The 21,883-nt window shown below is 36.2% G+C and carries 27 protein-coding genes and 6 pseudogenes; 20 read left to right on the top strand and 13 right to left on the bottom strand.

The genetic code is table 11. The features are described from left to right. Nucleotides 1–45 precede the first annotated feature (45 nt). From CN288_RS04910 to CN288_RS04890, 5 genes and pseudogenes are all read left to right on the top strand, one after another. Nucleotides 46–294: a contact-dependent growth inhibition system immunity protein gene (locus CN288_RS04910; protein WP_090686949.1), complete on the top strand. Its 249-nt coding sequence runs from the start codon at nt 46–48 to the stop codon at nt 292–294. Nucleotides 295–330: 36 nt separating this feature from the next. Further along, a pseudogene (locus CN288_RS04905) lies at nt 331–516 on the top strand (IS3 family transposase); the annotation flags it as partial. Between the two features lie 474 nt (nt 517–990). After that, the gene (locus tag CN288_RS04900; protein WP_098301848.1) at nt 991–1,290 is read left to right on the top strand and encodes a hypothetical protein; all 300 of its coding nucleotides are present in this window, start codon (nt 991–993) and stop codon (nt 1,288–1,290) included. A gap of 2 nt (nt 1,291–1,292) precedes the next feature. Beyond that, on the top strand, nt 1,293–1,703 hold the full coding sequence (locus CN288_RS04895; protein ID WP_098301847.1) for an SMI1/KNR4 family protein: 411 nt from the start codon (nt 1,293–1,295) through the stop codon (nt 1,701–1,703). 12 nt (nt 1,704–1,715) lie between these two features. Beyond that, on the top strand, nt 1,716–2,066 hold the full coding sequence (locus CN288_RS04890; RefSeq protein WP_098301846.1) for a DUF6572 domain-containing protein: 351 nt from the start codon (nt 1,716–1,718) through the stop codon (nt 2,064–2,066). Between the two features lie 51 nt (nt 2,067–2,117). Here the strand turns inward: CN288_RS04890 and CN288_RS29430 are convergent, their stop codons facing one another. The 3 genes from CN288_RS29430 to CN288_RS04880 form a co-directional block, all read right to left on the bottom strand. Beyond that, nucleotides 2,118–2,243, bottom strand: coding sequence for a hypothetical protein (locus CN288_RS29430; protein ID WP_255259948.1), 126 nt, complete (start codon nt 2,241–2,243; stop codon nt 2,118–2,120). After that, nucleotides 2,243–3,358, bottom strand: a complete 1,116-nt coding sequence (locus CN288_RS04885; RefSeq protein ID WP_098301845.1) for a response regulator aspartate phosphatase — start codon at nt 3,356–3,358, stop codon at nt 2,243–2,245. The genes CN288_RS29430 and CN288_RS04885 overlap by 1 nt, the downstream gene beginning before the upstream one ends. A gap of 146 nt (nt 3,359–3,504) precedes the next feature. After that, nucleotides 3,505–4,536 (bottom strand): N-acetylmuramoyl-L-alanine amidase, encoded by a 1,032-nt coding sequence (locus CN288_RS04880; protein ID WP_441296547.1) that lies wholly within the window; start codon nt 4,534–4,536, stop codon nt 3,505–3,507. A gap of 713 nt (nt 4,537–5,249) precedes the next feature. Here CN288_RS04880 and CN288_RS28620 point away from each other — a divergent pair. After that, the gene (locus CN288_RS28620) at nt 5,250–5,411 is read left to right on the top strand and encodes a hypothetical protein (protein WP_176527645.1); all 162 of its coding nucleotides are present in this window, start codon (nt 5,250–5,252) and stop codon (nt 5,409–5,411) included. A 222-nt stretch (nt 5,412–5,633) separates the two neighbouring features. On the opposite strand, the pseudogene CN288_RS29990 reads toward CN288_RS28620, so the two are convergent. Further along, a pseudogene (locus CN288_RS29990) lies at nt 5,634–5,783 on the bottom strand (IS4 family transposase); the annotation flags it as partial. A 515-nt stretch (nt 5,784–6,298) separates the two neighbouring features. Here CN288_RS29990 and CN288_RS04875 point away from each other — a divergent pair. The 5 genes and pseudogenes from CN288_RS04875 to CN288_RS04860 form a co-directional block, all read left to right on the top strand. Then, a pseudogene (locus CN288_RS04875) lies at nt 6,299–6,610 on the top strand (helix-turn-helix domain-containing protein); the annotation flags it as partial. Nucleotides 6,611–6,827: 217 nt separating this feature from the next. Then, nucleotides 6,828–7,703 carry a DUF3994 domain-containing protein gene (locus CN288_RS04870; RefSeq protein ID WP_098301844.1) on the top strand — a complete coding sequence of 292 codons (876 nt, stop codon included), beginning with the start codon at nt 6,828–6,830 and terminating at the stop codon, nt 7,701–7,703. Between the two features lie 37 nt (nt 7,704–7,740). After that, complete coding sequence (locus CN288_RS04865; RefSeq protein WP_231503952.1) at nt 7,741–8,154, top strand: hypothetical protein; 414 nt, start codon at nt 7,741–7,743, stop codon at nt 8,152–8,154. A gap of 11 nt (nt 8,155–8,165) precedes the next feature. Continuing rightward, entirely contained in the window at nt 8,166–8,342 is a 177-nt protein-coding gene (locus CN288_RS30180) for a hypothetical protein (protein ID WP_231503951.1), read from the top strand. Nucleotides 8,343–8,380: 38 nt separating this feature from the next. Further along, complete coding sequence (locus CN288_RS04860; RefSeq protein ID WP_026592641.1) at nt 8,381–8,863, top strand: hypothetical protein; 483 nt, start codon at nt 8,381–8,383, stop codon at nt 8,861–8,863. A 312-nt stretch (nt 8,864–9,175) separates the two neighbouring features. Here CN288_RS04860 and CN288_RS04850 read toward each other — a convergent pair. Then, nucleotides 9,176–9,283: pseudogene (locus CN288_RS04850) on the bottom strand (N-acetylmuramoyl-L-alanine amidase); the annotation flags it as partial. Then, entirely contained in the window at nt 9,276–9,701 is a 426-nt protein-coding gene (locus tag CN288_RS04845; protein WP_026592640.1) for a hypothetical protein, read from the bottom strand. The gene CN288_RS04845 and the pseudogene CN288_RS04850, both read right to left, overlap by 8 nt. 138 nt (nt 9,702–9,839) lie before the next feature. Between CN288_RS04845 and CN288_RS04840 the strand changes: the two are divergent. Next, nucleotides 9,840–10,067: pseudogene (locus CN288_RS04840) on the top strand (tyrosine-type recombinase/integrase); the annotation flags it as partial. A gap of 115 nt (nt 10,068–10,182) precedes the next feature. On the opposite strand, the gene glnA reads toward CN288_RS04840, so the two are convergent. The 4 genes from glnA to hflX form a co-directional block, all read right to left on the bottom strand. After that, on the bottom strand, nt 10,183–11,517 hold the full coding sequence (gene glnA, locus CN288_RS04835; RefSeq protein WP_026592638.1) for a type I glutamate--ammonia ligase: 1,335 nt from the start codon (nt 11,515–11,517) through the stop codon (nt 10,183–10,185). Nucleotides 11,518–11,565: 48 nt separating this feature from the next. Further along, a complete protein-coding gene (gene glnR, locus CN288_RS04830) occupies nt 11,566–11,955 on the bottom strand; it encodes a transcriptional repressor GlnR (protein ID WP_000656778.1) in 390 nt (129 codons plus the stop codon). Between the two features lie 161 nt (nt 11,956–12,116). Further along, on the bottom strand, nt 12,117–13,388 hold the full coding sequence (locus tag CN288_RS04825; protein ID WP_026592637.1) for a methionine gamma-lyase family protein: 1,272 nt from the start codon (nt 13,386–13,388) through the stop codon (nt 12,117–12,119). Continuing rightward, nucleotides 13,381–14,658: a GTPase HflX gene (hflX, locus tag CN288_RS04820; protein WP_026592636.1), complete on the bottom strand. Its 1,278-nt coding sequence runs from the start codon at nt 14,656–14,658 to the stop codon at nt 13,381–13,383. Before hflX ends, CN288_RS04825 begins: the two co-directional genes overlap by 8 nt. A gap of 92 nt (nt 14,659–14,750) precedes the next feature. Between hflX and CN288_RS04815 the strand changes: the two genes are divergently transcribed. From CN288_RS04815 to CN288_RS29420, 3 genes are all read left to right on the top strand, one after another. Continuing rightward, nucleotides 14,751–15,374, top strand: a complete 624-nt coding sequence (locus CN288_RS04815; protein WP_026592635.1) for a trimeric intracellular cation channel family protein — start codon at nt 14,751–14,753, stop codon at nt 15,372–15,374. Nucleotides 15,375–15,472: 98 nt separating this feature from the next. Beyond that, on the top strand, nt 15,473–15,610 hold the full coding sequence (locus tag CN288_RS28615) for a hypothetical protein (RefSeq protein WP_176527644.1): 138 nt from the start codon (nt 15,473–15,475) through the stop codon (nt 15,608–15,610). 12 nt (nt 15,611–15,622) lie between these two features. Next, nucleotides 15,623–15,757, top strand: a complete 135-nt coding sequence (locus CN288_RS29420) for a hypothetical protein (RefSeq protein WP_001051869.1) — start codon at nt 15,623–15,625, stop codon at nt 15,755–15,757. A gap of 43 nt (nt 15,758–15,800) precedes the next feature. On the opposite strand, the gene spoVK is transcribed toward CN288_RS29420, so the two are convergent. Beyond that, complete coding sequence (spoVK, locus tag CN288_RS04810; protein ID WP_026592634.1) at nt 15,801–16,757, bottom strand: stage V sporulation protein K; 957 nt, start codon at nt 16,755–16,757, stop codon at nt 15,801–15,803. A gap of 116 nt (nt 16,758–16,873) precedes the next feature. On the opposite strand from spoVK, the gene CN288_RS04805 reads away from it, so the two are divergent. The 4 genes and pseudogenes from CN288_RS04805 (at nt 16,874) to CN288_RS30175 (ending at nt 19,942) form a co-directional block, all read left to right on the top strand. Beyond that, entirely contained in the window at nt 16,874–17,836 is a 963-nt protein-coding gene (locus CN288_RS04805) for a tyrosine-type recombinase/integrase (RefSeq protein ID WP_026592633.1), read from the top strand. Between the two features lie 114 nt (nt 17,837–17,950). Further along, nucleotides 17,951–18,391: pseudogene (locus CN288_RS29275) on the top strand (collagen-like repeat preface domain-containing protein); the annotation flags it as partial. 94 nt (nt 18,392–18,485) lie between these two features. Continuing rightward, nucleotides 18,486–19,559: a hypothetical protein gene (locus tag CN288_RS04800; protein WP_217994254.1), complete on the top strand. Its 1,074-nt coding sequence runs from the start codon at nt 18,486–18,488 to the stop codon at nt 19,557–19,559. 32 nt (nt 19,560–19,591) lie between these two features. After that, nucleotides 19,592–19,942 (top strand): Gly-Xaa-Xaa repeat protein, encoded by a 351-nt coding sequence (locus CN288_RS30175; protein WP_441296546.1) that lies wholly within the window; start codon nt 19,592–19,594, stop codon nt 19,940–19,942. A gap of 65 nt (nt 19,943–20,007) precedes the next feature. Here CN288_RS30175 and hfq read toward each other — a convergent pair whose 3' ends face one another. Both hfq and miaA read right to left on the bottom strand, forming a co-directional pair. Next, entirely contained in the window at nt 20,008–20,232 is a 225-nt protein-coding gene (gene hfq, locus CN288_RS04795) for an RNA chaperone Hfq (protein WP_000813896.1), read from the bottom strand. A gap of 25 nt (nt 20,233–20,257) precedes the next feature. Further along, entirely contained in the window at nt 20,258–21,208 is a 951-nt protein-coding gene (gene miaA / locus CN288_RS04790) for a tRNA (adenosine(37)-N6)-dimethylallyltransferase MiaA (RefSeq protein WP_026592631.1), read from the bottom strand. Nucleotides 21,209–21,524: 316 nt separating this feature from the next. Between miaA and CN288_RS04785 the strand changes: the two genes are divergently transcribed. Beyond that, nucleotides 21,525–21,761, top strand: coding sequence for a hypothetical protein (locus CN288_RS04785; RefSeq protein WP_026592630.1), 237 nt, complete (start codon nt 21,525–21,527; stop codon nt 21,759–21,761). Nucleotides 21,762–21,883: the final 122 nt, after the last annotated feature.

The following is a 21,883-nucleotide window of genomic DNA, read 5'->3' as shown; positions in this document are numbered from 1 at the left end:
TTAGAATGAAACCTGTTTTCCCAAAACATATGGAGGCATCGAATAATGGATGTTAAACAGTCATTGTTAAAAGAAATATATAATATAGAGGATTCTTTTCAAGTCAATTCAAAATTTGATAAATGGCATAAAAAGCTTTTAAATAAAACAATTCAAGAATTTACATTAGATGATGTTTACACAATGTTAAGACAAAATATTTTATTAAAATTAGCTATAGAACAAGCTTATATCTTTATAAAAGAGGATCGATTAGCTGGAGTTATGTATGATGGTCAGTTACTAGAAGTATGATCAGAGTTATCGCCAGAAGCAATTAATAATAAAAGAAATTGTTTAGACAATGCTTGCATAGAAAATTTCTTTGGACACCTCAAATCAGAATGTTTGTACTTACACAACTTCCAGACAAAAGAAGAAATAATGAAAGCCGTACAAGAGTACATTTATTTTTATAACACAGAACGATTTCAAGAAAAACTAAATCACCTGAGTCCGATAGAATATCGAACTTAGGTGATAAAAAGTGCATAACCATATAGGTCTTTTCTCTAATGTCTACTTGACAGGGGTATATTCACGTAGTATCAAGGCCTCTCACTCTTAGTATAGAGACATATATTGATCGCGTTCCCATTGGTGAACTTGCGTGCGGAACATATTTTGAACTATGGATACAACGCAAGTTCAACGTAAAACATTGATTTATCAACGTTTTATAATTTTGTCACCGCAAAACGAATCAATATATACTAGGTAAAATCGGGCATCTTTCGGGCAATTACCGGGCATCTTCTCAAATAAAAACAAAAAGCAAAGCGTGTATATACAGTGCGCCAACACTATATATACCGTCCGCCTACTCTGGATAGGCAAACACTTGCTGTACTCTTACGGACTATTTTACAGTACGTAAGAGCTCCCTAGCAACAGTTTGCTTACAATTGGGCATTCTGTTGCTTTTTTGTTTTACAAAGGAGCCTGGAGACTATGAAAGAGCGCATTGATGTTATAGCAAGTGAAGAATCCTTCCACAAATTATCATCATTCACAGAAATTGAAGAATATAACCAAGCAAGAAAAGCGGCAAATAGTGCTAATAGGAAGATTCATAGAGAAAATCCTGAATTTAAAGGAAAACAAATCCATGAAATTCACCCCGTAAGATACGGCGGTAGTCCTACAGATTTAGCAAATAAAATTCCATTATCACCCCCAGAACACTATCAGTATAATAACTATTGGAACAGACTTATGAGAGAGTTAAAAAAGATAAAGGAGAATGAATAATCATGGATAATATATTTCATAAATACATTGAAGATATGGATTTGGAACAACCTACATCATTAGAAAATATCACTGTAATTGAATCTCAATTGAATATAAGTTTTCCAACAGACTATATTTCTTTTATGCTAGAATCGAACAGGGCAGAAGGTGCGATTGGTGAAAATGGATATCTACAATTGTGGTCAATTGATGTTTTAATACAGCATAACGAGGGCTACGAAGTAAAAGAATTTGCACCAGGAGTCACTTTGTTTGGTTCTGACGGTGGGAATGTAGCTTACGGTTTTTTTGAAAAAAGCGGGGAAACTCAAATAATTGAAATACCTTTAATGGGAATGGATTTAGATGAAATGGCAGTAATCAGTAACACTTTTGTTGATTTCTTAGACTGCTTATATAATGAAGAATAATGAGGTGTATATATGGGTTTGCGAGAATTAGATGAGATTGACTTTATGGGCTATGATAAAGATGAAAAAATAGCATACCTTATTATTACTGATGAAGAAGACTGGAAAAACGAAGATGGGCATATCTCATTACTGATAGAGAAAATTCATACATGTATGGCTTTTGTAGAAAGCGGTGAAGTATTTGAAAGATACCCTGAAACAAAGGAATATAATTTTGTTATCCGAATCTATGCGAAATACCGTTACACTGAATATGGTGAAGAATTTCTTGGAAAGGCTGAAGAAATAGTTATGAAGGCTGGTTACGGTTTACAGTACATACATAAACCATATGAAGATGTGGAAAGTGTAGAAGAATAAAAAAGAAGAAGAACGCCTTTTAGTGAGGGTAAACGTTCTTCTTTTTTGTTTCTATTGTAAATCAGCGTGACTATAAGTTAAATCAGGTCTTTGTGGTGCTGGTGTATCACCTTCAGCCATTGCTAGGAAACCAAATGCCATAACCGATAATAAAACAATTGTTTTTAATTTTTTCATTACACTAACGCCCCTTTTTCTTCATATTTTTTCCTTGCTTCATTACTCATGTGGAAGTACCTACTTGCTTTTTCGTGTTCTTCTTCTTGATAGAAAACATTCGCTAAAATTTCAGCATATTCTTGAACACATCGTGTTAAATCTTCTACTTCAAAGTATAATAACCCTGCTACTATGGCTTTTTCTAATGTTAATGAATCAGACTTATTATTCATTTCCTTAAGTATACTGAAACGATGTATATATTCTTTATTTTCTACTTGTGAACAAGCTGTAATCCCTTGTTCAATTAAAGTATTAGCGGCATTGTATTCACCCAGTTTATAATGTTCCCTCGCTTGTAAGAATGCCGCTTTATAGTGCTTTGATAAATTACTTGTTACTTCTGATAAATGGCGAATTGCTAAAGTAGAAAGTCCTTGACTAGCATATAACCAGCCTATATTATTTCTAAGGCGTGACAGTAATTCAATGTTATCACTCTTTTTAACAATGCCTATAGCGGCGTTTAGATGTTCTTCCGCTTGTTCGAACTGTCTTATCTGAATACACGTCAGCCCTAATACGTTCTCACATAGAGCAACATTAATTTCATATCCTTCATTTTTACAGAAAACTTCTCTTGCTTTATTGATATACGAAATAGAAGGAAGTGGCTTATATGTTTGATAGTAGAATGCTGCTAAACGATAGTTAAATTCAGCCTTTTCTAATTCATCAGGTACGTATTCTAAAAATTCTTCAGCCTTTTCAAAATGCTCCCCAGCTTCCATGTAATTAGATAACATTGTATTATATATTGCTTTATAGAAATGGTAATAATATGTTAAATAATTATCGACTGGTTTATTCAGATTTTCAATTTTATCAAATTCACCATGAGAGATATTAATACCTTCAGTTAATATTTTGTATCTAAAATCTAATAAAAAATAATATAATAATAAATTTTGGTCTTGTAATTCTGTATTTTCTTCTCTTTTCAAAATGTTAATTTGTTCGTCAATTTCTTCTTTAAGGTTAGCCGCTTTTAAATACTGTTGTGACAGCATTGCTTGATACCAGTCATTAAGTAATTTTGTTGCTTTTTCATTCCCCTTTACTGGAACGTACATATAATCCCTTCCTTTTTTTAGAAATAGTCTTACATTAAATAGTAGCAAAAAAATGTAAAAAAAAGTGAATAAGAACATTTTCTACATAATTGTCAGAATATTACCTTGGAAGCAACAATAAAAAAAACGCCTCATAAGAGCCGGATTTAGTGTGACTTTACATATACATAAGCTTCGTTTGCAGTAACATAGTATGTTTTCCCTTTGCTATTGTGTACTTTATATTGTGGTGAACCATTGACTGTAACCTTTGCATCGATTGTAAAGCCTAATCCAGTATCTAAAGTACCAGCAACATTTTTATCTTGCCAAGATGGAGAATCATAGAAACGTAGGTTGTCCACTTTAGAAACAACACGTTTTCCTGCAATCGGATTAACTGGTTCTTTCTTCTCAAACTTCATGTAAGAAGGATTGTATTTAATCCACTGATTCCCTCCAAGATTTAACCAACCATCTTTTTCACCAAATACTTTATAAGCTTCCGGTTTGTTCAACTGACGAATAACAGAATAACTTGCATCCGGTCCTTTGCGAAGATTTACATTGTAACCTTCAATATATGCAATGCCTTCCACATTAGCGATTGGTTCACCAGGTTTAGATGGTTTTTCAGGAACAGAAACATCCACACTAGAATTATTGTATGCGCGTTGCACATGAGCGCGGAATTGAGCTTCTGATACACCATGACTGCGTAAGTAATCAAGTGGATCTTCATGATCTGTTCCACCAAGATACTTCGTTACATCATAGTGAGTCCACAATCCTTTTTCTACAGATAGATTGTTATCTTTTAAGATTTCAGCTAATAATTTAACGTATTTCTCATATGAACGCTTAAATTTATCATAGTCCCTTGTCTCGCAAAGCTCAACATGTACAAAACGTTTATTTGCACCTGGTCCTGCACCATAGGCAATGTATTTTGTATCCGCAATTTGAATTGTTTCGTTCCAATCTACCGCATAATGAACGAATGCGCTACGCCATGTACGAGACTCATATTTTTGAATATTAATAGCTGGAGCTTCTGGAGTTGCTGTAGAATGTGCCACAACACCTTCATAAGCACCTACGCCATTTCGATATGATTGTTTAGGTAAATCAGGAATAATAACTTGGTCTGTAATGATAGGTGCTAAGTTGACTCCTGTTGTATATTTTGAAAAAAGGATGCTAGGTGTAGGCGTCGTAAAATCAGTCCACGTAATATACAGTGCTTCATTACCTGGATTATTCGCATCAGGTCCTACTGTAATCCACTCTTTATCTTGCAAAAATGTGTTGGGATTATCCATAGCAGGAGGATTTTGTCCCCGCCCAACGATTTGAGGTCGATTCATTGTTATTGCTCCGTTAGGATTAATAGTTCCTGTTGAAACGCTGATTACATCTTGTCGGCGACCGGGTATATTTTCTGTCCCAATTTGACCATAATAGAAAACACCATTTCTATCTACAGTTATCACAGGATCACCAGCATTGATCCCTCCTGGATTTAATGGTATAAAACCACCATCAGTCCAAGTATTACCTAAATCGTTAGAGAAAGCGAACCCTGAAAAGCTTGGAGGACTATTATTACTATCATTAAATCCATAAAGTATAAAATTTTTAAAATGAGCAAGGCTTGTCTCACTTTGGGTTATTCGTGGGAAATTTGTTACATCATTTGCGGAGTTATTAACCTGTCTCTCTAAGCTTATATAATTACAACAGGAATCATTATGTTTTTTATGATGTTTTTTCTCATCTTTAGTGTAATCAGAACAACAGTCATCCTGTTCCCTATAATGCTTTTTCCTAGCTTCCTTGCGCTCAGAACAATTATCGACATTAATATTAATAGTGGGATTTCCTACATTTGATATAGTATCTGTATCATTTTGTGTCTGTGCCTGGTTTTGTTCTTGGCGCTGAAGTTGAGCTTGAAGTTGTTTTTGTTGTTGTTTTTGTTGTTGGAGTTGAAATTGAAGGTCTTCTAATTCTACTTTTATATTTTATATATATTTCTTTTTATATATCTCGTACTCGTCATCGCAATACATAGTTTTCCACCTCTTAAAGTTATTTATCGGCTCTGAAATCAAGTTTGAATTTACTCTGGTTGGGTATCAAACATTTTGATATAAAAACCAATATACAATAAAATATGAAAGTCAAAAAAAAAGGACAAGGCTATTAGCCATTGTCCTTAGCACATTTTCAATAGGAATTAATGACACCTGATATCTCTAGCATCCTAATGAAACATAATATCAATTATCTATTAAATTCGCTCAAAGCAAGTAAACAGAGAATGAGAAATCTTAGATAATCCTCCGATTTCAGTTTGTATAAGTGTAGTAAATACGTTTCGAAAGAAGGCTATATAAACTAAGCTAAACCATTGTTTAAATCCCTCAAGACTTAATGAAATTCCTTTTAATTTTAGAAACAAAAAATTCTCACTAAAATTTCGAATGAAGAATTGTATATAGAACTAAGTCAGAATGCTCTAGCAAATGAGTATGGATATAGTAAGGAATATATATGAAAACATTCCTGAACTGTGGAATATAATATCTAAACGGTATAAGCATTTTAAAGATAATTAAAAGGTCGCTTGTAGTGAAAGGACCTTTTCTGAAATACGAGGGACTGCTATTGCATTACACAATAATGATAAGTATCCATCTATTAATAAAATATCAGGAAAATTAAATAGAGGTTGGATTTTTAACAGTGATGAAATAAGGTTATTTTATAAAAAAAGTGTTAAAAGAATTAGAGTATAAAGAAATGAAATAGTTCTTACCAGTTACGATGTATAAAAATGACGTATTTACGGAAAGTTTATGAGTTAATAAAAAGGGGCTGGCAATATTATACTTCAAATTTCGCGGGAATAGTTTCTAAAAAACTTTGGTTCACGGTAACATGATGGTTCAAAGTGCGGCTGATTTTGTTGCTCACTGGGTTCCAGAACGTTTCGTTTCTTTAACTAGCTCTTTTTATTCTGAATCAAAAACAATTCAAGAACTGTGGAAGGTCGTAAGACAGTGTAATAAAACTACTAACTTCTCTACAGGTGATAAAGCATTTACTAAAGACCAGGAGCTTACTATAGGCTTAAAAGCTATTAAAGAGTTTGTTATGAAAATTAAATCCGGAGCAACAATGAATAAGGGTAAATTCGCTTACTTCAACGGTATTGTAAATAACTTAATGGATAAGTTCTACTTTGATAGTGAGTTTATGGGAGCATAAAAAAAGCCCCCAAACACTAAATGTTCGGGGGCGAATAAGGGTAAAGAAGAAAAACATGCTGAGAGGGATTCTCTACAACCGTAATACATTTTTTCATATTGTTAAAACACTCAAAATTTCTCTTAAGGATGGAAAATCTTTATATCTTATTTATATAATTTATGTTATGGTACAATATGTTAATTAATTACAATACTTCCTAAAAGGAGGATACATAATGAAAGCAAAGAAACTAGTAAGTTTAGCACTTCCAATCATGTTACTAGGGGGTTGCGGAACAGACAATATAGAGAAGAAAGCAGACACAAAGGTAGCAAAGATAGAAGTAAAAGAAGAAGACAAGGAAAAGTTATCGAACGAAGCATACCCTTCTCGTATGTCAAACTTACATTATGAGTTAAAGTTGAAGATGGAAGAACTAACTGAAGTATCAAAAGGAAAAGACAAGGATGTAAAAGAGCAAAACAAGAAAATCTTAAAAAGTGCAGATGGGTTACAAGAAATATATGTTAGGTTTTACAAGATAGACCCACCAAAAGAGTTTGAAGAACAACACAAATCTGTTTTAAAAGCAATAGACTGTTATAAAGAAGCGATTGACACACAATTAAGTCTAGCAAAAAGTGGTTCTGTAACAAAGAATAAGACGGAGCAATTAAAAGACTTAATGTACAAAGGTAATGACTACTTAGAAAAAGGTATGAAACCAATTGAGGAAGCTGTAGAACATACCAAAAGACCTGACGCTATCCCTTTATCAAAAGACGGTAAAGAAATAGTAGGTGAATGGGGTAGTTATGTTGGTGATAAATTCACTAAAGGAACAGAGTTCCGTCAAGATGGTACATACACTATATTTGATGATGTAGACAACACACCTTATGAGAACTCACATATGGATGGAAAATGGTCTTACAATGGAGACACGAGAGAAATGACATTGACAATAGACGAATATGTAAAAGACGGCAAAAAGGCTGAACCTGGTGAAATGAAACAATCTATGACCTATAAAATGGAGAACTTTACTGATACGGGATACAAGATGGTAGGAGACGATGGTAGCGTGATGCGTCAAGTAAAACGTAGGTAATAGTCAATAACAGTATTCAAACAAAGGAGTTTTACATATGGGACGAAAAATACTAGTGTTCGTAATCATAGTTCCTGCTCTCTTTTTCGCTCTTGCAGGGGCAATAGCTAGTTTAGGAACTGGGGAAACATCGGTAGTGGCTAGAGTAATGTCCATAGCAGTACCTATTCTTCTACTAACATGGATAATAAAGAGATACACGAATAAGAAAAAGAAGTCTAACAACATTGCAGTAAGCGAAAGGGTATTTGAGACAGACGAAGAAGGTAGACTAACGAGTAAAACAGATTACGTTTTAAAAGTACAAAACATATCTATGGTTTGGGTACAAGCACAAAATAAATTCAGTGAGTTAGAAAAGAAAGACCCTACATTCCTTAACACACACGATGAATTAAAGCAAGTAGTAAGTGAAATGAAGTCAGCAAACAAGAAATTAAACCACCAGTAGAGTACGATAACTTGCAATCAGAGTTATCTCAATCTCTATATACTTTTGATAAAGGTCTAGACATAATGGTAGAGGGGTTTACAACATTAGATGAAACAAAGATTAATAAGTCAGGTGAACTGATTGATGAAGGTAGTGACGGTCTTATGGAGTCACTTGGAGTTATTTTAAGCTTAACAAAATCGTAAAACGAATAATAAGAAACCAAACAAAGGGGTATATAACAATGAAACGTAAACTATTATCTTTAGCTATTCCAATGTTAATTCTAACTGGGGTTGGTTGTGAGTCAACGAATAAGAAGGAAGACGAAGCAATGAAAGTTTCAGTTGAGCAGAATAAGAAAGAAGACTATAGAAAGAACGTATCATACTTACTTGAAGATTTTTCTGAACAATCTAAAGAAATAGATGACCTTCTAGATAGTAGAAAGTCAATGAAGAAGAAAGCGGTTAAGCTAAAAGAATTATCTAAACCTTATTTTGAATTAGTAGACAAGATAGAAAAACTAGATTATGTATCATCAAATGATTATGAAGTACAACATAACGTAGGAAAAGCAATGATTTACATAAAGAACGCGGTAGAAAACATTCAAAAAGGTTTAGAGGAAGAAGATAAAGACATAGTTGAAATCGCTAAGGAAGACTTAAAAACGGGTGCTGAGTTAATAGACAAGGCAACAAAAGAAATGAATAAAAACAAATAATAACAGCGGGGTATATGTTTATGAAACGTAAACTATTAGCAGTTGCATTGCCAGTTATGTTAATTAGTGGGGTAGTTTGTTCTAAAGACAATGCAGAAAAAAGAAGACTGATAGTTTACAAGTAGCAGTAGATTATAAAACTTCTATACTTGACTTAAGTAAAGAGTTAGAAAGCAAATTATCTACAGAAGAATTAAAAGAGTTACTTATGAATGCTAAATTTAATACATAGTAAAAAAGCCGACTCAATTAATGATGTGCACCCCAATTGTTAGACACACTTAACAATTGGAGGTGCACTTTTTTACTTAATTATTTAATTTTCACATAATAAGAACTAGCAGTAATGTAATACACATTACCTCGATTATTTTTCACTTTATATTGTTGTGAGCCATTCACAGAGACCTTATCAATGATATGCACTTGTCTTATCTCCTTTTTGCAGCATAGGATGTGCCATCCAGAAAGTACCGTTTTGTAATACATATGCTCTTAAACCGACTTTAGCTGCATCGACTGGAGCTTTCAATGTGTGAGATTGTCTAACCCATGTATCATTAGGAATAGCGAAATCGTTAGTTGCAGCTTTTAATTGTGTTCCATCAGACTTCAAAAAAATCGGTACCATTCTAATCTTACCGCGGTCATGTTCTGCTATATCTTTAGTGTAAAAATATGCAGAAACAACAACATCCTCACCCGGTGTTACAGGAACCCTATTTGACGTAAAGCTGTTATAGGCAGGTGCGGTTTCTCCAGTAACAGCTAATCTTAAACTAAAATCTCCTAAATGTGTTACGTTATTATCAACAACTGCTGGAAACTTAGAACTCAATCCCCAATATTTCGTCCCTTGATTGAAACGAGTATTCCGAAGTTCATTGTTTAAACCAACCCCACTTACATATCCCTCTAGTTGCTTTATATTTACAGCTAGTTCGAGCGCTTCCGAATGCTGTTGAATGGTTGACTTAGCATCATTTTAAAGAAAGCGAATCTGCCACCTTTACCAATTCATTCATTAAGACATACACACGCAGTACTTCAACTTGAAGCTGGTGTCAGCATGAAATATTTACAAGAACGTCTTGGACATGGTAGTATGCAAATTACATCTGATGTTTATTCACACATCAGTAAAAAATTAGATAAAGAAGCTATGAATAAATTCGAGGAACACATGAGAAATGTCCTTGAATAATTTTTTTAATTAAACCCGGGCAGTTATCGGGCAGTTGATAAAACAAACAACCGCTCAATAAAATTGCCCGAAAGAAAAAAAGACCCCGATACCGTAGTATCAAGGCCCCTCACTCTTAGTAAAGAGACATATATTGATCGCGTTCCCATTGATGAACTTGCGTTCTGAACATATCCCACTCAATTTCTTTCGCTTCAATGAAGTGCTCAAGTAAATGTTCACCTAATGCACCACATACAACTTCGTTAGATTGTAATTTAACTAACGCTTGTGCTAATGTTGCTGGTAAATCAACGATACCTGCTTCTTCACGTTCTTCTTTAGTCATTACATAGATGTTACGATCTACTGCAGCTGGCGGAGTTAATTTATTTTTAATTCCGTCAAGACCTGCTGCTAATAATGTTGCCATTACTAAATATGGGTTTGCAGCTGGATCGACACTACGCACTTCTACACGTGTACTTATGCCACGAGATGCTGGGATACGTACTAACGGACTACGGTTTTGTGCAGACCATGCTACGTAACAAGGCGCTTCATATCCAGGTACTAAACGTTTGTAAGAGTTTACAGTTGGGTTAGCTACTGCTGTAAATGCTGGCGCGTGTTTTAAAATACCTGCGATAAAGTGGCGCGCATCATCACTTAATTGTAAGTCACCATTTTGGTCGTAGAATATGTTTTCTCCATTTTTAAATAATGACAAGTTACAATGCATACCAGAACCGTTCACTCCGAATAATGGTTTTGGCATAAACGTTGCATGTAAACCATGTTTACGTGCGATTGTTTTTACAACAAGTTTAAATGTTTGAATATCGTCACATGAACGAAGTGCATTCGCATATTTGAAATCAATTTCGTGTTGTCCTGGTGCGACTTCATGGTGAGATGCTTCAATTTCAAAGCCCATTTCTTCAAGTTCAAGAACGATATCACGACGACAGTTTTCCCCTAGATCCATCGGCGCAAGGTCGAAGTATCCACCATTATCGTTTAGTTCTAATGTTGGATTTCCTTTTTCATCAACTTTGAATAAGAAGAATTCTGGTTCTGGTCCAAGGTTGAATTCAGTAAATCCTAGTGCTTCCATTTCTTTCAACATACGTTTTAAGTTATTACGTGGGTCACCTTCAAATGGAGTGCCATCAGCATTGTAGATGTCGCAAATTAAGCGGGCTACTTTACCTTTTTCAGCAGTCCAAGGGAAGATTACCCAAGTATCTAAGTCAGGATACAAGTACATATCCGATTCTTCAATACGAACAAATCCTTCAATAGAAGATCCATCAAACATCATTTTGTTATCTAGAGCTTTTGTTAACTGACTAACTGGAATCTCTACGTTTTTAATACTTCCTAAAAGATCCGTAAATTGTAAACGGATATACTTTACATTCTCTTCTTTCGCTAAACGGAAAATATCTTCTCTAGTGTACCTTGCCATTATAAATTCCTCCTTAGTCCCTCTAAACACCTTCAGAATCAGTCATTTCTAGTGAAAAAACCTTGAAATATCACCTTGTCGTAATGAAGTTCGATTAAATCTGCCTGTATGTTGCAGTTCATCTCGAAGAATTTTACGAAGCTCGGATTTTGAAATTTCTTTCGTTTCTCCTTTTGTTTGCACTGCTTCTGTTTGATTTTCTTTCATTTGTAACACTTGTTTAATACCAGCCATATTTAAGCCTTGATCTAACAAATCTTTAATTTCTAACAACTTATCTACATCGTTAAATGAAAACAACCTACGATTTCCCTTTGTACGGGTTGGAAAAATTAAATTGTGCTCTTCATAATAGCGAATTTGACGTGCAGATAGTTGTGTTAAATCCATTACAATACCAATAGGAAACAGCGGGGCAGAACGTCTATCTTCTTTCATTGTTCAGTTCCTCCTTCGCCTTAACTGTCTCTCATTTTATACCATGTTATGTTTAGTGTCAATAGATGTTAGCTTTTCTTACATGATTTTTTTATTCTTTTTTAAAATGGTACAAATCCCTTCTTCTATGCAAAAAAGCTGTCGAAATCGACAGCTTTCCCTTACGAAATTGTTAATAGGTTTTTTTCAATTAATGCATCAATTGCAGAACAAATTGCGATCTTCACATGAGAATACGTTAATCCACCTTGCACGTAAGCAACATACGGAGGACGAATTGGACCATCTGCTGACAACTCAATACTTGCACCTTGAATAAACGTACCTGCAGCCATGATGACATCATCTTCATAACCTGGCATATAGTTTGGATACGGTGTAAAGTGTGAATTAATTGGAGATGCATATTGAATCGCTTGGCAAAATGCAATCATACGCTCTTTGTCATCAAATTGAACAGACTGAATTAAGTCTGTTCTTGCAGCATCCCAAGTTGGTGATGTATTCATTCCTAACTTTTCTAAAAATGCAGCTGTAAAAATTGCACCTTTTAACGCTTGACCAGCAACATGCGGAGCTAAGAAGAAACCTTGATACATTTCTTGTAAGCTATATAAAGACGCCCCCGCTTCCGCTCCAATCCCTGGAGATGTTAAACGATATGCACAAGCTTCTACATACTTTTCTTTACCAACAATATATCCACCTGTTTTTACAATTCCACCGCCCGGATTTTTAATAAGAGATCCCGCCATCAAATCCGCACCAACATGACACGGCTCTAACTCTTCCACAAACTCTCCATAACAATTGTCTACAAACACAACAACATCTGGTTTAATTTCCTTTACAAATGAAATCATCTCTTTAATTTCCGCAACGGTAAATGAAGGACGAGTCGCATAACCTTTTGAACGCTGAATCCCAATCATTTTTGTCTTTTCATGAATAGCCGCTTCTACGGCTTTAAAATCAACACGCCCCTCAACTGTTAACGGAATCGCACTGTAACCAATGTTATATTCTTTGAAAGAACCAACACCTTTACCACGTACGCCAACAATTTCTTCAAGCGTGTCATACGGTTTCCCTGTTATATATAATAACTCATCATCCGGACGTAATATACCAAATAAAGCTGTTGAAATCGCATGTGTACCTGAAATAATTTGCGGGCGAACAAGACCTGCTTCCGCCCCAAATACATCAGCATACACTTTTTCTAATGTATCACGACCGATGTCATCATAACCATATCCTGTTGTTGGGATAAAGTGCGAATCACTAATTTTATGCTCACGAAAACTTTCTAATACACGGAATTGATTACTCTCAATTACCTCATCCACGCGTTTATGTATATCTGTAATTTGACTTTCTACTTCTTTTACGATAGGAGCAATTCTTTCTCCATTTTTTAGACGATCAAACATTTCTATTCTCTTCTCCTTTTTGCACTAAAAATCTCTTTAATTGTCCATTCAATGTTGAATGAACAAATATATAACCTGTACACTCATACAAGAATTCATCCTCTTTGAATTCCATCCCAGTTAATACCGTTTCTGTTTTTAAAAGTGTTAGCAGTCTACCCTCGCTTGGAGGAATCATAACCTTATACGTTTCCATTTCTTCCATCATCTTCATCTCTACCGATTCTTTCAAGTGTAATAAATCCGTTTTTTCAAAAGCACTTGTCATAAGAAACTCACTTTTTGGAAACGGGATGAAATTTTGATGTAATTGATCCTTCTTGTTGTAAACCGTAATAATTGGAATATGATTAATTTCAAGATCTTGTAGTAATTGCTTCACTGTCTGTTCATGACCTACATAATTGGGATCTGCAGAATCAACGACATGCAAGATTACATTCGCTTCACCTGCTTCTTCCAATGTAGAGCGAAACGCAGCAACTAATGACGTCGGTAAATCCTGAATAAAACCTACCGTATCAGTTAGCAATACAGTATACCCACAAGGCAATTGCATCTTTCTTGTCGTTGGATCTAACGTCGCAAATAGCAGGTTTTCTTCAAATGTATCAGCTTCTGTTAATCTGTTAAACAACGTTGATTTGCCAGCATTTGTATAACCAATCAATGCAACTTGAAATACATGATTATCCTTTCGGCGCTCACGATACCTTTTTCGGTGCTCCACAACAACCACTAGCTGTTTCTTAATTTCATCAATACGAGAGCGAACATGCCGACGATCTGTTTCTAACTTCGTTTCACCAGGACCTCTCGTACCAATCCCGCCCCCAAGACGCGATAGTGCTAGTCCCTGCCCCATAAGACGCGGCATTGTATATTGCAACTGAGCTAATTCTACTTGAAGCTTACCTTCTTTTGATTTCGCACGCTGAGCAAAAATATCCAATATCAGTTGTGTGCGATCAATTACTCTTGCATCTAAAACAGAGGATAAATTGCGGATTTGACTCGGTGTTAACTCATTATTAAATATAATAACAGCTGGTTCCAGTTCTTCTGTCAGCGCTGCAAGTTCTTCTAATTTCCCTTTACCTATGTATGTTGCAGGATGAAATTTCGGACGTTTTTGTGTTGTAGATACTAAAACTTCCGCACGAGCTGTCTTCGCAAGCGACGCAAGCTCTTTCATGGAATGCATAAACCGTTCATCATCATCTTGAGGCAATTGGCAGCCAACTAATATGACTTTTTCTTTTTCTTCCATCAAATATGTTCACTCATCCTTTTCGAAATTTAAACCTTCTAATATAATAGCAGAGGAAGCACATTTCATCTAGTTAGCGGGGGAGAAAATTCATGGCATGGGAAATTTTTAGCATCATTGGCACAATTGCCTTCGCACTCAGCGGAGCTATTGTCGCAATGGAAGAAGATTACGATATTTTCGGGGTATATATTTTAGGAATGGCAACTGCTTTTGGGGGAGGCGCCCTTCGTAATTTATTAATTGGTTATCCAATCGGCGCTTTTTGGCAACAAGATATGTTATTTCAAATTGCACTCTTATCAATGACGATTATCTTTCTATTTCCAAATAAATTAATTACACACTGGAAACGTTGGGAGAACATTACAGATGCCATTGGCTTATCGGCATTCGCTGTACAAGGAGCGCTTTATGCGCAAAAACTCAACTTACCTATTAGCGCTACAATTGTTGCATCTGTATTAACAGGAATTGGTGGCGGTATCATTCGTGATTTACTAGCACGCCGTAAACCTCTTGTTCTTCGCTCCGAAGTGTATGCATTTTGGACGATTTTAGCAGGGGTTTTAATCGGTGCCAAAATCGTTGTTAGCGATTGGGCATTGTACATTTTATTCATTTTAATTGTTTGCTTCCGTATGATCTCTATTCATTACAAATGGCATTTACCACACAAACGCTTAGATAATAAGGAGCGTTCTCTTCATAAATAGCAACTTCACCCCTTTACATATCGTAAAGGGTTTTTTCTTTTCTGACGTGTTTTTCTGTCCATAGTGTCCATACTAAATTTTAAAGAGAGGTGAACATAATGACAAATCACGTAAACAAAGGAGCTCAAAAAAACTCAGTCAACCAAATTAACTTCGATCCAAAATCAGCACATGAAAAAAGTGAAAAAATGGAACGATATCATAGGGCATATCAACAAAAAGCTAAAGAAGAATAGAGGTGACAAAAAATGGCAAAAGGAAATAATAACCGTAATCGCGGACAAAGCAGTAGCGTTAATCCACAAGGACTTGCATCAGATGTAGCTGATACAAGTCCAAAAAGCAAACTAGAACAACGAGCAAAAACAAAAAACACAAAATAGCACCTGACGTATTACACTTACCTTCATAAAGCAAACGCACAGTTTATGAACTGTGCGTCTCTTCTTCAAGCGTTAAATCGCCACTTGATATTCCCATTAAATCATACTTATCGTATGCATCCTCTTGCAATAATCGCATCGCCTGTGTACGAATGGATTTCTCAACAATATTCCGGACATAGCGCCCATTACTAAATGATGTAATTTGTGATGAATATTTCACCGCATGTAAATGATCACGGAATTTCCACTCCGCCTCTTTTGATAACTGATATTCTCGTTCATCATACATTCTCTTACCAATTTCGAGCAACTGATTCACTGTATAATCCGCAAACTCAATAATAAATGGAAAGCGCGATTGCAAGCCGGGATTTAAAGAAAGAAAATGATTCATCTCTCTTGAATATCCCGCTAGAATTAAAACAAATCCATGTTGCTTATCTTCCATATGTTTGACAAGCGTATCAATCGCTTCTTTTCCAAAGTCTTTCTCTCCACCACGCGCAAGCGAGTACGCTTCATCAATGAACAATATTCCACCCATGGCTTTTTTAATTAAATCTCTTGTTTTTTGTGCTGTATGCCCAATATACTCTCCAACAAGATCCGCACGTTCTGCTTCGACTAAATGCCCTTTTGATAAAATGTTCATCTCAAATAATAATTTCCCAATCATTCTTGCAACAGTTGTTTTCCCCGTTCCCGGATTCCCTTTAAACAACATATGAAGCACTTGTTTTTCTGACTTTAAGCCGATTTCTTGCCTTTTTTTATTCACATAAATCCATGCATAAATTTCTTTTATTATTTTTTTTATATCTTCCATCCCAACAAGCTTACCCATTTCCTCATCAATCCGCTGTAGCATCTCATGCTTCGTAGACGTTTCACTTGAAATTACCATTTTTTTTTCTGAAGCAGGTACTGAAATTTTTTTCCGGTGATTTAACACGATATTAATTTGATTATTATTTTTTTTTCGCATCGATTGTTCCATACAATCACCTCTTTTTATCGACTCACCAAATAATATTATTAATATTTCCACTCCCCCAATAAATAACTATTTTCAGAAAAATTTGCTATAATATAAGAAAAAAGGGTGGTGGGAATATGGAAACAAAGGAACTTCATGATACAGTACAAGCTTTTTCTGCCTTTTTATTAAATAAAGGTCGAAAACCTTCAACCATTAAACGTTATGTCTATGATATTGAAGATTTCGGTCATTGGTTAGGAAAAAATAAAAAACTTCCCTCTAGTAATATATGGGCTACACTTTGTACAAAAGACTACGAAGATTATTTTTCCGACTTAAAACAAAAACGAAATTACTCTGAAAAAACAATGCACCGTGTATTTATTGTCTTAAATAGACTATATCAGTTTTTAAACCTCCCAAACCCATTAAAGGATATGGAACTCATCATCCAACCGAATCGCGCGTTACGTGATGAAGATTTCATTTCAAAAGAAGACGAAAAACGTTTAAAACATACCCTCACTTCATTAGAAGGGTTATCAGAGAAGCAACGCCCTGTCCGACCATTATTAATGGATCGTAATATTTCTATCGTTAACTTACTCATTGACTACGGCTTATCCCTCCAAGAATTGGTGTCATTAAATATGCATCACGTTCATTTTGAAACGAATACAATTTCTATTCCAGCTGTAGCAGGTATTGAAAGAACCATTAATTTAACTCACGATGACAAACAACAACTATATAACTATTATAAAAAAATCCCTGAACCAGTTCGCCCAAAATACCATAGTGATGATCCCCTATTTGTGGCATTCGATTTCAATCGCAACACATATCGGTGGGTGTACGAAAACGATGCACCAAAAGCACTAACAGAAATAGCAGTTCAAAAAATGATTCGCCTTGAGGTAGCTAGGGCAAATTTACGCAAAGGAATTTCCAGCCAGCATTTTCGAAACACCTTTATTTTACGATTAATTGAACAACACATTCCAGAACAAGAAATAATGAAACGCATTGGTTTTAAATCAAAAATTTCCTTAAAAAGGTATTATCAATATGTAAGACAAAAAGAAAACGCCTCATAAATAGGCGTTTTTGCTATTTTTTATATAAACAGCCCGTTTTCCTATTCCTTTTTATACCCAACTCGCATCTACTATGATAGGTTTTTACCACCTTACTTAGAAAGGAGCATTTTAATGTCTTACTTTAATGAGAATCCGAAAAAAGTTTCAAAACCTTATTTTCCAACACAACCTCGTCGTACCCCAGCAGTCCATTATACTCCTATCCCCGAACTATACATGAAACTTTTCTCTGATACCTTAAGTGGCTTAACTGATAGTATTCCAACTGTATTTTCTAACCCAACACCATCTAACATAACAGAACTTATGAACCTATTAGAAATAATAAACGGGTTCCTAAAACGCTTAAACTTATCACTTGCGCAACGAGAAACTGGCATTGCAATTGTCGAAAATTTAATTACGATTTTGGATAATCAACCATTTGTAGCAAATGCAACATATATTGAATTACAAAACTTACTAAACTTTTTACTGTACATTACTAAATTATTTAGAGTCAACCGTCTTGCACTGAAAGGACTCCTTGGACGAATCGAAGAATTACAAATTACCTTACTACAAATTGCATCAATTAGAATGACGGGACCTCAAGGCGAGCAAGGACGTCGGGGCGAACAAGGACCTCAAGGCGAACAAGGTTATCATGGCGAGCAAGGACCTCAAGGCGAACAAGGTTATCAGGGTGAGCAAGGGCCTCGGGGTGAGCAAGGACCTCAAGGCGAGCAAGGGCCTCAAGGCGAGCAAGGACCTCAAGGCGAGCAAGGACCTCAAGGCGAACAAGGGCCTCAAGGCGAGCAAGGACCTCAAGGCGAACAAGGTTATCAGGGTGCGCAAGGGCCTCAGGGCGAACAAGGGCTTCAGGGCGAACAAGGGCCTCAGGGTGCGCAAGGGCCTCGGGGTGAGCAAGGGCCTCAAGGCGAGCAAGGGCCTCAAGGCGAGCAAGGGCCTCAAGGTAAGCAAGGGCCTCAAGGCGAGCAAGGGCTTCAAGGCGAACAAGGTATTCAAGGAGAGCAAGGGCCTCAAGGCGAGCAAGGGCTTCAAGGCGAACAAGGTATTCAAGGTATTCAAGGAGAGCAAGGGCCTCAAGGCGAGCAAGGGCTTCAAGGCGAACAAGGTATTCAAGGCGAGCAAGGGCCTCAAGGTGAGCAAGGGCCTCAAGGTGAGCAAGGGCCTCAAGGCGAACAAGGGCCTCAGGGTGCGCAAGGGCCTCAAGGCGAACAAGGGCCTCAAGGTGCACAAGGGCCTCAAGGTGAGCAAGGACCTCAGGGTGCGCAAGGGCCTCAAGGTGAGCAAGGACCTCAAGGTGAGCAAGGACCTCAAGGCGAACAAGGTATTCAAGGCGAGCAAGGGCCTCAGGGTGAGCAAGGGCCTCAAGGCGAACAAGGGCTTCAAGGCGAACAAGGGCCTCAAGGTGAGCAAGGACCTCAAGGTGAGCAAGGACCTCAAGGTGAGCAAGGACTTCAGGGCGAACAAGGGCCTCAAGGCGAACAAGGGCCTCAAGGCGAACAAGGGCCTCAGGGTGAACAAGGGCCTCAGGGTGAACAAGGACTTCAAGGCGAACAAGGACCTCAGGGTGAACAAGGGCTTCAAGGCGAGCAAGGACCTCAGGGCGAACAAGGACTTCAGGGCGAACGAGGACCTCAGGGCGAACGAGGACCTCAGGGCGAACAAGGACTTCAGGGCGAACGAGGGCCTCAAGGGTTTAACTTTCCAGTAACTACAGCTGTACTAAAAAATACACTTCCACAAATTATAGAACCCAACCAAAACATACAGTTTAACCTTACATCAAACATAAATAACATACATTTCAATACAACAGATACAATCACAATTCTTGAAGATGGTGTTTATATCATTGACTTTTCAGCTTCAACATTATTTTCAGGATCAGCTCCTTTTGGCTTTGGCATTTCCATTAATGGCAACATACCTTCAGATAACTTCTCAGCAAACGCAATTGGAAGTTCCATTACATTTTTAACAATTGAAACTTTAAAAGCCAAAACTACGATTACTATCCAATCTACTACTAATACAATTACCATTCCTGAGACAGGTGACACTACTGTCATCCTCTCTATCTTCCGTATTTATTAAAGGATTTCTAAAATATATAAATAAAAAAGAGCGAATTTCTCGCTCTTTTTACTATGTACATTTTTCTACTCTAATTCAATTGAAACGTTTTTTTGTGGAACAAATGTAGAAATAGCATGTTTATAAATAAGCTGTTGCTTACCTTCTGTTTCCAATAAAACTGTAAAGTTATCAAAACCTTTAATCAGTCCACGAAGCTGGAAACCATTTAATAAGTACAGCGTCACAAACGTATTTTCTTTACGGAGTTGATTTAAAAACTGATCTTGAATATTGATTGATTGCTTCATGTCGAATCCTCCTCTTTTTCTCTACTTACTTATTATTCGACTTTAGTTGCAGCTTTCCTTCTATGTACCGTAAAATTTCTGTTGTTTTTTCACCGTCGGTCACATCAAACCATGTAACATCCATTTTATTACGGAACCATGTTAGTTGACGTTTTGCATAGCGACGTGAATTTGTTTTTAATTGCATTATTGCTTCTTCTAGCGAAACATGCCCTTCGAAATAATTATATAATTCTTTATAACCAATCGCCTGAATAGATTGGCAGTCTCGAACTCCGTTTTCATACAAAGTATTTACCTCTTGTACCAACCCTTGTTCCACCATAAGATCAACACGTAAGTTGATGCGATCATATAACATTTCACGATTCATAGTCAAGCCAATTAATGAAACATCATATAATAACTCATTTTCCTGTTTTTCAAGTTGATCACTCATCTTCTGCCCTGTCGTATGAAAAATTTCTAGAGCACGAATGACACGCCTTACATTATTCGCATGAATACGATTCGCACTTTCTGGATCTACCTCTTGCAGTTTCTTATGTATATATTCTACACCATTTTCTATCGCTAATTTCTCCAGTTTCTCTCGATATACAAGGTCTCCAGCTTCATCTGTAAACTGATAGTCATATAAAACTGATTGTATATAAAGACCGGTACCACCAACAATAATGGGTAGTTTTCCACGTTCCGTAATTTCTCGAATATGCCCTCTAACAAGCTCTTGAAATTCCGCCACAGAAAATGAATCTTCTGGATTTCTAATATCGATCATGTAATGCGGAATTCCTTCCATTTCTTCTGTTGTTACTTTAGCTGTCCCGATATCCATCTTACGATAAATTTGCATCGAGTCTCCACTAATGATTTCACCATTTAACGCTTTTGCAAGATCAATGCTTAATTTTGTCTTTCCTACCGCAGTTGGTCCGATGATAACAGCAACTTTTTCGCGCTGCATTTCTCCCATATACTTCAACTCTCTTTATGTAATCTTATCCATCTGATCATTATACCCAATCTTACCAATTTTAATAGTCATAATGCAAGTTCTTTCAATACGGTAAATGAAATTCAAAAAATAGGCACGATACAGTATTAACCAACAGGACCATCTGCTTCCCCTACTGATTATTACTCCTAACAAATAGAAAAAATTTTCCCTCCCTTCTCTTTGAACCTTATGGTTAGGGTGTTACTACCCAAATAGCGAGATAAAATTGACATAGTTTGTCCAATGGTACATATACATGATAAAAAATAGGATTGGAGAGGATACAATGCAAATCGGACAAGCTACCATTAATTTCTCAACATTAACGGAAGAACTCATTTTGGCAACAGCAGTAAAAGAAAAAAACTGCTCACAAGAAGAATTATATTTCGCTTTAAATTGTTTACTACGTTCCTTTCATACATTATCCAACAATCAAACTTTAGATGAACCAACTAAACAATATGCACAAACTCAATTTTGCAGTGCCTATAAGATTATTACAGGCCGAACTGTGTATCCATTTTAATAATTTTAAACTCACAAAAATAGCTGTTAGGAAATTCCTAACAGCCTCAAAGACCAGCACTCAATATTTGAAAACTGGATTTATCTCTTTATCAACAATAGCATTATTTTAAAATTTTCACT

The sequence above is a fragment of the Bacillus sp. AFS023182 genome (genome assembly GCF_002560575.1).
Taxonomy (GTDB): Bacteria; Bacillota; Bacilli; order Bacillales; family Bacillaceae_G; genus Bacillus_A; species Bacillus_A arachidis.
Note: the sequence above shows the minus strand (reverse complement) of the source record. Positions and strands in the feature narration are given on the sequence as shown.

Coding starts and splice junctions, on each gene's coding strand:
- miaA (WP_026592631.1), bottom strand. CDS start 21,208: ATGGGAGAAATGCAGCGCGAAAAAGTTGCTGTTATCATCGGACCAACT.
- CN288_RS04805 (WP_026592633.1), top strand. CDS start 16,874: ATGGAAACAAAGGAACTTCATGATACAGTACAAGCTTTTTCTGCCTTT.
- CN288_RS04825 (WP_026592637.1), bottom strand. CDS start 13,388: ATGTTTGATCGTCTAAAAAATGGAGAAAGAATTGCTCCTATCGTAAAA.
- CN288_RS04865 (WP_231503952.1), top strand. CDS start 7,741: ATGGGACGAAAAATACTAGTGTTCGTAATCATAGTTCCTGCTCTCTTT.
- CN288_RS29420 (WP_001051869.1), top strand. CDS start 15,623: ATGGCAAAAGGAAATAATAACCGTAATCGCGGACAAAGCAGTAGCGTT.
- glnR (WP_000656778.1), bottom strand. CDS start 11,955: ATGAAAGAAGATAGACGTTCTGCCCCGCTGTTTCCTATTGGTATTGTA.
- CN288_RS04900 (WP_098301848.1), top strand. CDS start 991: ATGAAAGAGCGCATTGATGTTATAGCAAGTGAAGAATCCTTCCACAAA.
- CN288_RS04890 (WP_098301846.1), top strand. CDS start 1,716: ATGGGTTTGCGAGAATTAGATGAGATTGACTTTATGGGCTATGATAAA.
- CN288_RS04800 (WP_217994254.1), top strand. CDS start 18,486: ATGGCGAGCAAGGACCTCAAGGCGAACAAGGTTATCAGGGTGAGCAAG.
- CN288_RS29430 (WP_255259948.1), bottom strand. CDS start 2,243: ATGAAAAAATTAAAAACAATTGTTTTATTATCGGTTATGGCATTTGGT.
- glnA (WP_026592638.1), bottom strand. CDS start 11,517: ATGGCAAGGTACACTAGAGAAGATATTTTCCGTTTAGCGAAAGAAGAG.
- CN288_RS04885 (WP_098301845.1), bottom strand. CDS start 3,358: ATGTACGTTCCAGTAAAGGGGAATGAAAAAGCAACAAAATTACTTAAT.
- CN288_RS04870 (WP_098301844.1), top strand. CDS start 6,828: ATGAAAGCAAAGAAACTAGTAAGTTTAGCACTTCCAATCATGTTACTA.
- CN288_RS04895 (WP_098301847.1), top strand. CDS start 1,293: ATGGATAATATATTTCATAAATACATTGAAGATATGGATTTGGAACAA.
- CN288_RS04910 (WP_090686949.1), top strand. CDS start 46: ATGGATGTTAAACAGTCATTGTTAAAAGAAATATATAATATAGAGGAT.
- CN288_RS04815 (WP_026592635.1), top strand. CDS start 14,751: ATGGCATGGGAAATTTTTAGCATCATTGGCACAATTGCCTTCGCACTC.
- CN288_RS28615 (WP_176527644.1), top strand. CDS start 15,473: ATGACAAATCACGTAAACAAAGGAGCTCAAAAAAACTCAGTCAACCAA.
- hflX (WP_026592636.1), bottom strand. CDS start 14,658: ATGGAAGAAAAAGAAAAAGTCATATTAGTTGGCTGCCAATTGCCTCAA.
- spoVK (WP_026592634.1), bottom strand. CDS start 16,757: ATGGAACAATCGATGCGAAAAAAAAATAATAATCAAATTAATATCGTG.
- hfq (WP_000813896.1), bottom strand. CDS start 20,232: ATGAAGCAATCAATCAATATTCAAGATCAGTTTTTAAATCAACTCCGT.
- CN288_RS04860 (WP_026592641.1), top strand. CDS start 8,381: ATGAAACGTAAACTATTATCTTTAGCTATTCCAATGTTAATTCTAACT.